The following is a 14,016-nucleotide window of genomic DNA, read 5'->3' as shown; positions in this document are numbered from 1 at the left end:
CGCATGCGCTACCTGCCGCTGACCGAGTCCGATCGCGCCGCCATGCTGGCGGATATCGGGGTCAAGGACGTGGACGCCCTGTTCCGGGACGTCCCCGCCGCCGCCCGCCTCGCCGAGGCGCTGCCGCTTCCCCGCCACCAGGGCGAGTTGGAAGTGGAACGCGCCTTCACCCGCATGGCCGGGAAGAATCTGTCGGCGGGCTGCGCCCCCTTCTTCATGGGCGCGGGCGTCTATCGCCACCACATCCCGGCGGCGGTGGACCAGTTGCTGCTGCGCGGCGAGTTCCTCACCGCCTATACCCCGTATCAGCCGGAAGTCAGCCAGGGCACGTTGCAGGCGCTGTTCGAGTTCCAGACCCAGGTGGCCATGGTCACCGGCATGGAGGTGGCCAATGCCTCCATGTATGACGGCGCCACCGCCTGTGCCGAGGCCGCCATCATGGCGTGCCGCGTCACCAAGCGGCGCAAGGTGCTGCTGTCGGGCTCGCTGCATCCCCATTACGTGGAAACCACAGAGACTTCGTTGCGTTTCACCGAGATGGAGGCCGAGCCGCTGCCCCCCGATCCGCTGGGGCTGGAGGACCTGCTGGGCCGCCTGGACGGAGACACCGCCTGCGTGGTGGTGCAAAATCCCGGCTTCTTCGGCGGCATCCGCGACCTGCGGCCGCTGGCCGCCATCTGCCACGAGTTGGGCGCGCTGCTGGTGGTGATGGTGGCCGAGCCCACCAGCCTGGGTCTGTTCGACTCGCCCGGCGCCATGGGCGCCGATATCGTGGTGGCCGAGGGCCAAAGCCTGGGCATGGGCATGAATTTCGGCGGCCCCGGCCTGGGCCTGTTCGCGACGCGGGACAAATTCGTGCGCCAGATGCCCGGCCGCCTCGCCGGTCAGACCCTGGACGTGGACGGCAAGCGCGGCTGGGTGCTGACGCTTTCGACCCGCGAGCAGCATATCCGCCGCGAGAAGGCCACCAGCAATATCTGCACCAATTCCGGCCTGTGCGCCCTGGCCTTCTCCATCCATCTGACCCTGCTGGGCGGCACCGGCTTCACCCGGCTGGCCGAACTGAACCACGCCAAGGCGGTGCAGTTGGAGCAGAAGCTGTCCCAGGTAAAGGGGCTCAGGGTCCTGCCCGACAGCTATTACAACGAATTCGCCGTCCATCTGGGCGACGAGGTCAAGGCCGCCGAGGTGGTCGATCGCCTGGTGGACAAGGGCATCCTGGCCGGGGTTCCTGCGTCGCGCTTCTATCCCACCTGGCCGGAACTGGCGCCGGTGCTGATCGTCGCCGCCACCGAGATGAACACCGAGGACGACATGGACCGCCTCGTCGCCGCCCTGAAGGAGACTCTGTCATGAGCGAGACCACGTCCTTCAGCGGCAACAAGGGACTCCAGATCGAGGAGAAGCTGATCTTCGAGATGGGCAATCCCGGCGCCGTCGCCGTCGACCTGCCCGAGCCCGGCCCCGTCGATCTCGACCGCATGGGCGGCGTTCGCAAGCGTGCCGACCTCGCCCTGCCCGACCTGTCCGAGCCCCAGGTGGTGCGCCACTACACCCGCCTGTCCCAGAAGAACTACGGCATCGACACCGGCTTCTATCCGCTGGGATCGTGCACCATGAAGCACAATCCCCGCCTGTCGGAGAAGGTGGCGCGCCTGCCCGGCCTCGCCGACCTGCATCCCTTCCAGCCGCGCCAGACCGTCCAGGGCGCCTTGGAGGTCATCGACCAACTGGCCTGGTGGCTGAAGCAACTGACCGGCATGCCCGCCGTGGCCATGAGCCCGGCGGCGGGCGCCCATGGCGAATGGTGCGGCTTGATGGCCATCCGCGCCGCCCACGAGGACAGCGGCCAAGGCCATCGCCGCCGCGTCCTGGTTCCGGAAAGCGCCCACGGCACCAATCCCGCCACCGCCGCCATGTGCGGCTACAGCGTCGATCCCATCCCGGCCAAGGAGAACGGCAGGGTCGACCTCGATGCCCTGAAGGCCAAGCTCGGCCCCGATGTCGCCGCCCTGATGCTGACCAATCCCAATACCTGCGGCCTGTTCGAGTCCGAGATCATCGAGATCGCGGCCGCCGTCCACGGCGCCGGGGCCTATTTCTACTGCGACGGCGCCAATTTCAACGCCATCGTCGGCCGGGTGAAGGTGGCCGATCTCGGCATCGACGCCATGCATATCAACCTGCACAAGACTTTTTCCACCCCCCATGGCGGTGGCGGTCCCGGTGCCGGTCCCACCGTGCTGTCGGCGGCCCTGGCCCCCTTCGCCCCGGTGCCCTATGTGGTCTCCGGACCGGACGGGCTGGAACTGGTGGAAGGACGCCGCGAGGGCACCAAGCCCTTCGGCCGGGTCAAGGGCTTCCACGGCCAGTTCGGCGTCTTCGTCCGCGCCCTGGCCTATATCCTGTCCATGGGCGCCGACGGCCTGCGCCAGGCCTCCAGCGACGCGGTGCTCAACGCCAACTATCTCCAGGCCCGGCTGGGCGACGTGCTCACCCCGTCGTTCGACGGTCCCTGCATGCACGAGGCCCTGTTCGACGACCGCTTCCTGAAGGATACGGGCGTCACCACCCTGGATTTCGCCAAGGCCCTGATCGACGAGGGCTATCACCCCATGACCATGTATTTCCCCCTGGTGGTGCATGGCGCTCTGCTGATGGAACCCACCGAGACCGAGTCCAAGGAGGCCCTGGACCAGTTCATCGCCGTGGTGCGGGGACTGGCGGAAAAGGCCAAGGCGGGCGCCGCCGAGGACTTCAAGGCCGCCCCCCGTCATACGCCGCGCCGCCGCCTGGACGAAACCCTGGCGGCCCGCACCCCCATCTTGCGCTGGAAAGCCTAGCCCCCCCTCCCGACCTCCCCCCACGCTTGGCGCGGGGGGAGGGGAGGCCTCTGGGGATATAGTGGACGATCAAGGAACCTGCCGAGGAGGAGAGACTCCCCTTGCTCTCAGCCGTGCTGCCCGGTTTCCCGCAGATAGGCGGCGTATTTGACGTCAAAGGTCATGATGTGGCCGCCCAGCCAGTTCATCAGGAATTTGGCGAGTTCAGAATCAATCGCCTCGGCACCGGATACCATCAGGCGATTGATGAGCCCCTCCAACTGGAACACCAGATGCTCATGTTCGTATTTATGGGCCTCAAGCGCCGGATATTGTGCACCGGCCATGCTTTCCTCCTCGCGGGAGAAATGCTCCTTGGTATAGGAGGCCAATGCCCCAATAGCCCGATTGATGGCGTCGGCTCCGTGTGAGGCCGATGCGAAAATGTCGGCCATGAGGTTGAACAGCTTCTTGTGATCTGCGTCGATGGCATCAACATTGATCAATAGATCATCCGACCATTCAATTTGCGTGACCATGCAGACCCCCACCATCAGAGCTATTATTTTAGTATCGATTAACATAGCCAAGGCTGCCTTTTCTGGCAATGCCCTGCCCGGCTGGTGTTACCATTACCGCCATGAGTGACGCCGCCACGCCGTCCACCGGGTCCAGGGCCGTCTTCTGCCTGTGCGCGGCGGAAGTGCTGACCATGGTCGGCGTGTTCTCCTTCCCTGCGCTGCTGCCCGACTTCATCGCCCAATGGGGTCTGAGCAATACCGAGGCGGGCTGGATTTCCGGGGTGGTCTTCGCGGGCTATACCGTGGCGGTGCCGGTCCTGACCACGCTCACCGACCGCATGGACGCCAAGCGGGTCTATCTGTTCGGCGCCCTGGTGGCGGCGGTTGCCGCCCTGGGCTTCACCCTGACCGCCGAGGGTTTCTGGTCGGCCCTGGCCTGGCGCGCCTTGAGCGGCGTCGGTTTGGCCGGAACCTATATGCCGGGCCTCAAAGCCCTGGTGGACCGCACGTCCGGCCCGCGACAACCCCGCTGGATCAGCTTCTACACTGCCAGTTTCTCCCTGGGCACCTCGGGCTCGTTCCTGGTCACCGGCTGGGTGGCCGAGGCCCTCGGCGGCTGGCGGGTGGCCTTCGGACTGGCCGCCGCCGCCGCCGCCCTGGCCCTGGTCCTGGTGGCGCTCGCCCTGCCCGGGGTCCGGCCCATCCCGCCCGAGCGCAAGACCAATCCCTTCGATTTCGGGCCGGTGCTGAAGAACCGCGCCGCCATGGGCTATGTGCTGGGTTATGCCGTCCATGTCTGGGAGTTGTTCGGAGCGCGGTCCTGGATGGTGGCCTTCCTGGCCTGGGTGCTGGCGGCCCAGCCCGGCGCCTGGGGCCCCAGCCCCACCTCGATCGCCACCATGGCCGCCCTGGTGGCCATGGCCGCCAGCATCATCGGCGCCGATTGGGCGGTGCGCTTCGACCGTCGCCGGGTCTGTGCCGCCGCCATGCTGGGCTCGGCCGCCATGGCCGCCGGGATCGGCTTTTCCGGCGGCCTGCCCTATGGCGTGGTCGCCGGGCTGATGCTGCTCTACAGCGCCCTGATCCAGATCGACTCGGCGGCGCTGACCACCGGCGCGGTACTGGCCGCCGATCCGGCGCGGCGCGGCGCCACCATCGCGGTGCATTCCCTGCTGGGATTCGGCGCCGGATTCGTCGGGCCGCTGGCTTTCGGCATGGTGCTGGACGCCATGGGCGGCGCCAATTCCGGCAGTGCCTGGGGATTGGCCTTCGCCTCGCTGGGCGCGGTGGTGGCGCTGGGGCCGCTGGCGCTTCGCCTGCGCTGAGTATGAAAAAGCCCCGCCGAGGCGGGGCTTTCCGTTACTTGGCCGCCGGAGCGGGAGCGGGGACCGGAGTTGGCGCTGGAGCAGGCGCCACCGGACTTGGCGCAGGCGCCGGAACCGCGGCGGCGGGCGTGGTGCCATTGGTCACCGCCGGAGCCGGAGCCGGAGCCGGAGCAGCGGCGGGCGCCGCACCATTGGCCGGGGCGGCCGAAGGCGTGGCCGGAGCCGGAGCGGGCGGCGGCACGTCGGGAACCGGCGGCGGCGCCAGCGGCTTGGGCGCGGGCGGCGGCATCGGCTTGACCGCCTCGCCCGATTCGATGAACACCACCACCACCTCGACGGCGCTGGGATCGGGGCGTTCCAGCATGATCTTGAAGCTGGCGGTGCCCTGGGGGTCCAGCGCCGAGACCGGCGGCTGCGACAGCTTTTCCTGCACCGGCTGCTTGTTCTTGTCCATGAGCACCAGCTTCATGGTGGGAACCGGCCGGACGCGATCGGTGATATTGGCGATGATGCCGCGCACCACCAGCACGTCGGTATCGTTGTGGACGAAGCGTTCCGGCGTGCCCGCCTTGCGCAGTTCCAGCCCGGCGCCGGGCTTTTCGCGCCGCAGACCGGCCTGGGCCAGCATCTCGCCCGCTTCGGGGACCGCTTCCACCAGTTGGTCCTGGAAATAGTAACCGGCGCCGCCCAGGCCGCCGAGAACCAGCAGGACCAGCAGGAACCACAGGAAACCGGTGCCCTTCTTCTCGTCGGGGCGGCTGGTGGAGAACACGTCGGGAATGGGCTGCGGCCCGGTATTGAGCAGGCTGCTGGCCGCTTCGTCATCGTCCAGGTCGGAGGCCGACGAGGACGAGGAGGAGGGAAACGGGGGCAGCGGATCGCGGCGCGGAGCACCGAAGCCGGGCACCGGCAGCGAGCCGAAATCATCGTCCCTGACCGGCGGATCGTCGAAGCGGGGCGGGTCGATGCGGCGGTCGCCGCCGTCGCCCATGGGCGGAGGGGCCGAGAAGGACGAGCCGCCGAGATCGAAATCGGTGTCGTCCTCGTCCATCACCATCAGTGGCTCCTGGAACCACTTATGGCCGCACTTGGCGCACTTCAGCTTGCGTCCGGACGCTCCCAGGGCCGAGTCCGGAATGGAGAAGTTGGTCGTGCAACTGGGGCAGGTGATGAGCATGGTTCGCGAAGTCCCCGAAATCACGTATTTTCTTATAGGCTGGAGTGCGTATCAACACAAGCACGGGCTGGCTTTGCCAGGGCAGGAGGGGGGCGGTGGACAACAGGGCGCCGCGCGTGGCATCTTTGGCCCCGATCGGGAGAAGACGCAGTGCGGCAACGCCCACGTGGTGAAAATATAATCCGGTTCGATAATGTCGGGCTGCGTTACGGCCTGGGGCCGGAAGTGCTTCAGGACGTAAGCTTCGCCTTGCCGTCCGGATCGTTTCACTTCCTGACCGGCCCATCGGGCGCGGGCAAGTCGTCGTTGCTGCGTCTGATGTATCTGGGGCTGCGTCCGACGCGCGGCCGCGTCATCCTGTTCGACCGCGACATCGCCAATACCAAGCGCTACGAGCTTCCCGCCCTGCGGCGGCGCATCGGCGTGGTGTTCCAGGATTTCCGCCTGCTCGACCACCTGACCGCGCTCGACAACGTGGCGCTGCCGTTGCGGGTGCGCGGCGTCAAGGAATCCGAGATCAGGAAGCATGTGCCGGAACTGCTGTCCTGGGTCGGCCTGGCCGATCAGTTGGGCGCCAAGCCCTCGACCCTGTCGGGCGGGCAGAAGCAGCGGGTCGCCATCGCCCGCGCCGTGATCGGGCGTCCCGACCTGCTGCTGGCCGACGAGCCCACCGGCAATGTGGACGACCACATCGCCATGCGGCTGATGTATCTGTTCGAGGAACTGAACAAGCTGGGCACCACCATCGTGGTGGCCACCCATAACGAATTGCTGGTGCAGCGCTTCGCCCATCTGCCCCGCCTGCATATCGAGCACGGCACCATCAGCAAGCGGGTCCGGCCGCCACCGGAGGAGGTGGTGGAATGAACCTGTTCCGCCGACGCTCCGACCTGCCGCTCGCGGGTGACGCCACATCGCGCTTCCTGCCCTGGCTGGTGGCGCTGATGGTGTTCCTGGCCGCCATCGCTGTGGCGGGAGCCTTCGTCATCAACAATGTCATCGACCGCTGGGACCACGACGTCTCGGGCACGCTGACGGTTCAGATCCTGCCCGCGGGCGGCGCACAGGCCGAGGCCGCCACCGACGACCGCGTCCGCCTCGCCATCGACGTCATGCGCAAGGTTCCCGGCGTGCAGTCGGTCAAGGCGCTGGACAAGAAGCGCACCCTGGCCCTGCTGGAACCCTGGCTGGGCGGTACCGATGTCCTTCAGGACATGCCCCTGCCCCGGCTGATCGACGTGGCCGTCGACCCCGCCGCCCGCATCGACCTGGCCGAGGTGGCCGAACGGCTGAGCCAGGCGGTGCCCGGCGCCTCGCTGGACGACCACCGTGTCTGGCTGTCGCGCCTGATCAATCTGTCGCGCACCATCCAGTGGCTGGCCATCCTGGTGGTGGCGCTGATCGGCGCCGTGACCGCCGCCACCGTGGTCTACGGCACCCGCACCGGCATGGCGGTGCATCACGGCATCGTCGAGGTGCTGCATCTGATCGGTGCCCATGACGACTATATCGCGCGCCAGTTCGCCGATCGCGCCTTCGCCATGGGATTTTCCGGCGGGCTGATGGGCCTGGGCCTCGCTCTGCCCGCCCTGACCCTGATCGGCTGGGCGGCGCGGCGGCTGGAAGGCGGCTTCCTGCCCAGCCTCTCGCTGCCGCTGCTGGGCTATGTGGCCATCGGCCTGCTGCCGCTGCTGGCCGCCGCCCTGGCCATGCTGACGGCGCGGCTCACCGTCCACGGCACCCTGTCGCGGATGCCATGAGCGGGCGGATACGCATGCCCCGGATCGTCTCGGTGCTGGGCACCACCCTCGCGGTGCTGCTCGGCGCCTGGGGCGGCGGTCTGCTGGTGTTCGCCGCCACCATGGCCGCCGGGGTCGAGGACCGCGACACCGTCACCGATGCCATCGTGGTGCTGACCGGCGGCAGTGACCGGCTGACCACCGGCCTGACCCTGCTGGCCCAGGGCAAGGGCCGGAGCCTGTTGATTTCCGGCGTCCACAAGGGCGTCGATCTGCCCGAGCTGCTGCGCAAGGCCGGACAGCCGCCCATGGAAAGCCATTGCTGCATCACGCTGGGCCATGCCGCCGACGACACCGTGGGTAACGCCGTCGAGACCGCCGCCTGGATGGCCGAGCAGCGCTTCACCTCGTTGCGCCTCGTCACCGCCGCCTATCACATGCAGCGCGCCATGCTGGAATTGCGCCGGGTCATGCCGCAGGCGGCGATCGTGGCGCATCCGGTGTTTCCCGATGCCTTCAAGAAGGACCAGTGGTGGCGCTGGCCCGGCACCGCCCATCTGCTCGCCACCGAATACACCAAGTATCTGGGGGCGCTGGCGCGGCCCCTGTTCATCCCCAAGCCGCCCGAGAGGAAATCGTGACAGCCATCCGTTCAGCCCTGTTCGTCGTCCATATCTGGCTGTGGACCCTTGTCCTCTCGGTGGTCTATCTGCCGCTGCTCGTTTTGCCGCGCAAGGCCATGATCCCGGCCATCCGGCTATGGCTGTCGGGTGTCCAGGCGGGTCTGCGCCTCATCGCCGGACTGTCTTACGAGCTGCGCGGCGCCGAGAACCTGCCGCCCGGGCCGCTGCTGATTGCCGCCAAGCACCAGTCGGCCTTCGAGACCTTCGTCTTTCATCTGCTGTTGAACGACCCCGCCTTCATCCTGAAGCGCGAGCTGCTGTGGATACCTTTCTTTGGCTGGTATCTGGGCAGGAGCGGCGTCATCGCCATCGACCGCTCGGCGGGCACCAAGGCGCTGAAAGCCATGGTCAAGGGCGCCGAGGACGCGGTGGCCCAGGGCCGCCCGGTGATCATCTTCCCCGAGGGCACCCGCGCCCCTCCCGGCGAGAAGCTGCCCTATCACACCGGCATCGCCATGATCTATGGCGCGCTGAAGGTGCCAGTCGTGCCTATCGCCTTGAATTCAGGGCTTTTTTGGCGCCGCCGCGGCTTCTTGAAGAAGCCCGGAATCATCACCATCGAGGCGCTGCCCGCCATCCCGCCCGGCATGGACCGCAAGGCCTTCATGGCCGAGCTGGAAAGCCGGATCGAGACCGCCACCGACCGCCTGGTGGCCGAGGCGAGGCAGCGCTTTCCCGACGCCGGATAAATCCCTGAATCGGGTAGGGAATCCCCCGCCCTGTGTGGATAAGTCTGTGGATTCCAATGCATTGCCGGTCATCCCCAGCCTCCTGGGCGTGAATCCCGGGGATAAGCCAATTCCGGCTTGTCCCTCAAGGGCTTGGTGAATCCCAACCCTGTTGGTACAAAAAAAGAACACCGGCCTTGATTCTGGCGGCCCGCGAGTCCTAGACTGGGGCGAAACGAATAGGGCGGAGACGGTGGTTCCATGACTCAGGTTGCGTCCATTTCCCAGCAGATCTGGGACATGAAATACCGGCTGAAGACCGGCGACGGCGAGCCCGTGGACAAGACCATCGAGGACTCCTGGCGCCGGGTCGCCCGCGCCCTGGCGACCGAGGAGAAAGACTCCGCGCTGTGGGAGGACCGCTTCGCCGACGCCATGATGGATTTCAAGGTGCTGCCCGCCGGGCGCATCCTGTCGGGTGCCGGAACCGAGCGGCGCGTCACCTTGTTCAACTGCTTCGTCATGGGCAACATCCCCGACGACATGGCGGGGATTTTCGAGCATCTGAAGGAAGCCGCCCTGACCATGCAGCAGGGCGGCGGCATCGGCTACGACTTCTCGACGCTCCGGCCCAAGGGCGCCCCGGTCAAGGGCGTCGGCGCCGACGCCTCGGGGCCGCTATCCTTCATGGATGTGTGGGACGCCATGTGCCGCACCATCATGAGCGCGGGCTCGCGCCGGGGCGCCATGATGGCCACCATGCGCTGCGACCATCCCGATATCGAGGCCTTCATCGACGCCAAGCGCGAGGCCGGGCGGCTGCGCATGTTCAACCTGTCGGTGCTGGTGACCGACGCCTTCATGCTGGCGGTGAAGGAGGGCACCAGCTGGGAGCTGACCTTCAACGGCACCACCTATAAAAGCCTGCCGGCGCGCGAGTTGTGGAACAAGATCATGCGCGCCACCTACGCCTATGCCGAGCCGGGCGTGATCTTCATCGACCGCATCAACCGCCTGAATAACCTGTGGTATTGCGAGGATATCCACGCCACCAATCCCTGCGGCGAGCAGCCCCTGCCGCCCTATGGTGTCTGCCTGCTGGGCTCGGTCAATCTGGCCCGGCTGGTGGAGCATCCGTTCGAGGACGGCGCAGCCCTCGACCTCGACAAACTCGACCGGTTGGTGCGCACCGCCGTGCGCATGATGGACAACGTCATCGACGTCTCCAACTATCCGCTGGAGCAGCACCGGCATGAGGCCCAGGCCAAGCGCCGCATCGGGCTGGGCATCACCGGCCTGGCCGACGCCCTGATCCTGTGCGGTGCCCGCTATGGCGGCGCCGCCGCCATCCGCCTGACCGAGACCTGGATGGCGGCGCTGCGGCGCTCGGCCTATCTCGCCTCGGTGGAGCTGGCCAAGGAAAAGGGCAGCTTCCCGCTCTACGATGCCGAGAAGTATCTGGCGGGCGAGACGGTCAGATCCCTGGATGCCGACGTGATCGAGGCCATCAAGGCCCACGGCATCCGCAACGCCCTGCTGACCTCCATCGCGCCGACGGGCACCATTTCCCTGTTCGCCGACAATGTGTCCTCGGGGCTGGAGCCGGTGTTTTCCTTCACCTATAGCCGCGCCGTGCTGCAAAAGGACGGGACGCGGCGCGAGGAGGAGGTGAGCGACTACGCCTATCGCCTGTTCCGCCGCCTCAAGGGCGACAACGCCCCGCTGCCGTCCTGCTTCGTCGATGCCCAGAGCCTGACCCCCGGCGACCATGTGGTGATGCAGGCCGCCGTGCAGAAATACGTGGACTCTTCCATCTCCAAGACCATCAACGTGCCGGAAAGCATCGACTTCGAGTCGTTCCGCGATGTCTATCAGCAGGCCTATGACCTGGGCTGCAAGGGCTGCACCACCTATCGTCCCAACGATGTCACCGGTTCGGTCCTCGAGGTCAAGCCCGACACCGCCAAGGAGAAGGCAGCCGAGGCCGAGCCGGAACTGCCGCTGGAAAAGACCCGGGTGCGCCATTCCGACCCGTTCGAGGCGGGCGGCATCGTCCACCTGACCCAGCCGCTGGACCGTCCCGAGGCGCTGCCCGGCTCAACCTACAAGGTGCGCTGGCCCGATTCCGACCATGCCATGTACATCACGCTCAACGACATCATCCAGGACGGACGGCGCAGGCCGTTCGAGGTGTTCATCAACTCCAAGAACATGGAGCATTTCGCCTGGACGGTGGCGCTGACCCGCATGATCTCGGCGGTGTTCCGGCGCGGCGGCGACGTGGCCTTCGTGGTCGAGGAGTTGAAGGCGGTGTTCGACCCCAGGGGTGGCCAATGGGTGGGCGGGCGCTACGTGCCGTCGCTGCTGGCCGCCATCGGCGAGGTGATCGAGCGCCACATGATCGCCATCGGCTTCCTGCCCGACCCCAAGGCGGCGCGCGACCCCGTCGAGGCCCGCGATGATCGGTGGGGAGAGGGGCGCCAGGTGGTCAATATGGAAGGCACCCGGCTGCGCCACTGCCCCAAATGCAACCAGCCCGCCTTGCTGCGCTCGGAAGGCTGCGACACCTGCACCTCGTGCGGCTATTCCAAATGCGGCTGAGCGGCCGGGACGGCCGCGCTCCGGTATAACGTGTCGGTTTGCGCATAAGCGGAGAATGACGCCTCATAAATCGAGAATTCACACTTCATAAAACGAGAATCTTGGGTGAAACGAAGGGGGTCATCTAACGAAAGTGCATACCTTGTACGCTAAGGTCGTACAAAACAGGAACTACGCTGCGAGAAGCGATACTGGGCGATGGAATGGCCGCATGCCGCCGTCACCGAATTCCTCGATGGCCCAGCTGTAATCACCGGTCAGGCTGATGTGCTCCCAACCGAGCGGAGCCACATGCTTCATCAGCTCCGTGCTGACGGTCATGCCGCGACGCGCCAGTTCGGCAAAGGCCAATTCCAGGTAGCGGGTGTTCCAGAGGATGATGGCCGCGACCAGCAGGTTGAGACCAGAGGCCCGATAGGACTGGTTCTCAAAACTGCGATCACGCATTTCTCCCAGGCGGTTAAAAAACACCGCTCGTGCCAGTGCATTTCTTGCCTCTCCCTTGTTCAGTCCAGCACCCGTTCGGCGCCGCAAACCAGGATCGCGGAGCCAATCAAGAGTGAACAGAGTTCTCTCCAATCGCCCCAGATCACGTAATGCCACGGCAAGGCCGTTCTGGCGAGGATAGGCCGACAATTTGCGCAGGGCAGCCGATGCTGTCACGGTGCCGGCGCGGATCGAGACCGCCAATCGGATCAGAGGTTCCCAGTTTATCGCCAGATGATTGGCATCGATTCTGCCGCCGAGCAGCGGCACCAGGATCTCCGGGGCTTTCAGTCCAGGCGGAAGATACAGGCGTCGATCCTTGAGATCGCGAATACGCGGAGCGAACCTGAACCCCAGCAGGTGGCAGAGTCCAAAGACGTGATCGGTGGCGCCACCGGTGTCGGTGTAGTGTTCACTCGGCTGAAGGCCGGTCTGATGGTACAGCAAGCCGTCGAGAACATGGGGGGCTTCGCTTGCCGATGCCGCGATGACCTTGGTGTAGAATGGGCCATACTGGTCGGAAATATGGGTGTAGAAGCTGACGCCCGGTTCATTGCCGTGGTGGGCGTTGATGTCGCCAATAGCCTCACCACGGCCTCCGGCTTTGAAGAACTGGCCATCGGACGAAGAAGTCGAGCCATCCCCCCAGGCGTTGGCCAGCGGCACGGCGCGGTGAACATCGATAATTCTCGACAGGGCCGCAGCATAGCAATCTTCGCGAACATGCCAGTCATGAGCCCAGGCCAACCGTCCCGCTGTAATCCCCCGGCAGGATTCCGCCATTCGAGCCAGGCCGAGATTGATGCCGTCAGCCAGAACGGCGGTCATCAGAGCGGTCCGATCCTCTGGCGGTTTGCCGCTCCGCTGATGGAGGAAGCAGTCGGAAAATCCTGTCCAGCTATCCACTTCAATCAGGAGGTCGGTGATCCGCAGGCGCGGAAGAAGCCCATAGGCGGCATTTCGCAAGGCCACGGCTGCATCTGGTGTGTCGGCCTTATGAGGCGTCACCTTCAACTCGCCGTCCTTGATCGTGACGTCGGGCAACTTATTGGATTCGGCCAGAGTGCCGACCTGCTGAAGGGCGCCATCAAGAGACTGCCCCACCATGCCCAGATGATCCATGGGCTCACCGGATACAGCGACCGGAAGCGGCCCCTCGTGACGCAGAGCCTGGAACACCGGAAGCGGCAGCAGGCAGTCCTCAAAGCTGCGAAAGACCCGGCTTCCTTCTACCCAGACATCGCCGGCGCGGAGACGATCACGGAGCTCGGATAAGGTGCATATCTCGTAGGACCGACGATCAACCTCGCCCTGGACGATCACGAACGGCCGCCAACTCCGGCGAATGAACGTTGTCGGCACCTTGTCCGGCAATTTACGCAGACCCGACTGATACATGTCTCGCATAATGGCCAGGGCATCCAGCAGCAACTGACACGCCGGCACGCCTTGAAATGACAGGCCCGACAGCAGAATCTGGGCGAAGGGCTTGACGGTGGCGTAGCGCATGATCAATTCCGTCCGGGGGTCGACGGTCTCCGGTCGGGCGATATCCTCCGCCGAGGCTACATTCTTGACGAAATTGGCCCACCCGGTTGCGTTCTCGATGGCCATCTTTGGGTTGCCCCCCTGTTCGCATGCCGAGATGAGCACCCGGCATGCCCTGGCCAGGGCCGCCAGCTGGCCATGGGCCTCGCGAACCGACTGGAGGGCGCGATCAGCGGTCCGGCGTTCGGCCCGTCGCGACAGCTTGCCTATCAACTTGTCAAACATTCCAAGAATGCTGTCGATGAGGCTGGTCTCCAACTGCAAGGTTGTGGCGGCAAGGGTGGCATGGCGACGCTCGGGCGCAAGGTCTCGGAGATGCTGAGCCGTCATCCACAGCCCCTCGTCAGCCATGCGGGACAATGTCCCGGCTGTCACTGCCGCCTGAATACTCCCCAGAAGGGGCGACTGAAAATTCCCCACCTTGACGCACTCGCCCGGCCCTGGGG

At 65.9% G+C, this 14,016-nt stretch carries 11 protein-coding genes; 8 read left to right on the top strand and 3 right to left on the bottom strand.

The features are described from left to right. Window positions 1-3: 3 nt before the first annotated feature. Window positions 4-1,356, top strand: a complete 1,353-nt coding sequence (gene gcvPA / locus A6A04_RS16075; RefSeq protein WP_068494689.1) for an aminomethyl-transferring glycine dehydrogenase subunit GcvPA — start codon at window positions 4-6, stop codon at window positions 1,354-1,356. Next, entirely contained in the window at window positions 1,353-2,843 is a 1,491-nt protein-coding gene (gene gcvPB / locus A6A04_RS16070; protein WP_068494688.1) for an aminomethyl-transferring glycine dehydrogenase subunit GcvPB, read from the top strand. The genes gcvPA and gcvPB overlap by 4 nt, the downstream gene beginning before the upstream one ends. A 107-nt stretch (window positions 2,844-2,950) precedes the next feature. On the opposite strand, the gene A6A04_RS16065 is transcribed toward gcvPB, so the two are convergent. Next, window positions 2,951-3,361, bottom strand: coding sequence for a bacteriohemerythrin (locus tag A6A04_RS16065; RefSeq protein ID WP_245651248.1), 411 nt, complete (start codon window positions 3,359-3,361; stop codon window positions 2,951-2,953). Window positions 3,362-3,462: 101 nt separating this feature from the next. Between A6A04_RS16065 and A6A04_RS16060 the strand changes: the two genes are divergently transcribed. Continuing rightward, window positions 3,463-4,668: an MFS transporter gene (locus A6A04_RS16060; RefSeq protein WP_068494684.1), complete on the top strand. Its 1,206-nt coding sequence runs from the start codon at window positions 3,463-3,465 to the stop codon at window positions 4,666-4,668. Window positions 4,669-4,702: 34 nt separating this feature from the next. Here the strand turns inward: A6A04_RS16060 and A6A04_RS16055 are convergent, their stop codons facing one another. Beyond that, window positions 4,703-5,845, bottom strand: a complete 1,143-nt coding sequence (locus A6A04_RS16055) for a DUF3426 domain-containing protein (RefSeq protein WP_068494682.1) — start codon at window positions 5,843-5,845, stop codon at window positions 4,703-4,705. 150 nt (window positions 5,846-5,995) lie between these two features. On the opposite strand from A6A04_RS16055, the gene ftsE reads away from it, so the two are divergent. From ftsE to A6A04_RS16030, 5 genes are all read left to right on the top strand, one after another. Next, entirely contained in the window at window positions 5,996-6,712 is a 717-nt protein-coding gene (ftsE, locus tag A6A04_RS16050; protein WP_068494681.1) for a cell division ATP-binding protein FtsE, read from the top strand. Beyond that, on the top strand, window positions 6,709-7,605 hold the full coding sequence (locus A6A04_RS16045) for a cell division protein FtsX (protein ID WP_068494679.1): 897 nt from the start codon (window positions 6,709-6,711) through the stop codon (window positions 7,603-7,605). Before ftsE ends, A6A04_RS16045 begins: the two co-directional genes overlap by 4 nt. A gap of 14 nt (window positions 7,606-7,619) precedes the next feature. Then, complete coding sequence (locus A6A04_RS16040) at window positions 7,620-8,225, top strand: YdcF family protein (RefSeq protein WP_082914986.1); 606 nt, start codon at window positions 7,620-7,622, stop codon at window positions 8,223-8,225. Continuing rightward, window positions 8,222-8,956 (top strand): lysophospholipid acyltransferase family protein, encoded by a 735-nt coding sequence (locus A6A04_RS16035; protein ID WP_068494674.1) that lies wholly within the window; start codon window positions 8,222-8,224, stop codon window positions 8,954-8,956. Before A6A04_RS16040 ends, A6A04_RS16035 begins: the two co-directional genes overlap by 4 nt. Window positions 8,957-9,196: 240 nt before the next feature. Beyond that, complete coding sequence (locus A6A04_RS16030; protein ID WP_068494672.1) at window positions 9,197-11,536, top strand: adenosylcobalamin-dependent ribonucleoside-diphosphate reductase; 2,340 nt, start codon at window positions 9,197-9,199, stop codon at window positions 11,534-11,536. A 171-nt stretch (window positions 11,537-11,707) separates the two neighbouring features. Here the strand turns inward: A6A04_RS16030 and A6A04_RS16025 are convergent. Continuing rightward, window positions 11,708-14,016 (bottom strand): Tn3 family transposase (locus A6A04_RS16025; RefSeq protein ID WP_068494670.1); only part of this gene is annotated, 2,309 nt, incomplete at its 5' end.

It is taken from the genome of Paramagnetospirillum marisnigri, from assembly GCF_001650715.1.
Classification (GTDB): Bacteria; Pseudomonadota; Alphaproteobacteria; order Rhodospirillales; family Magnetospirillaceae; genus Phaeospirillum; species Phaeospirillum marisnigri.
Note: the sequence above shows the minus strand (reverse complement) of the source record. Positions and strands in the feature narration are given on the sequence as shown.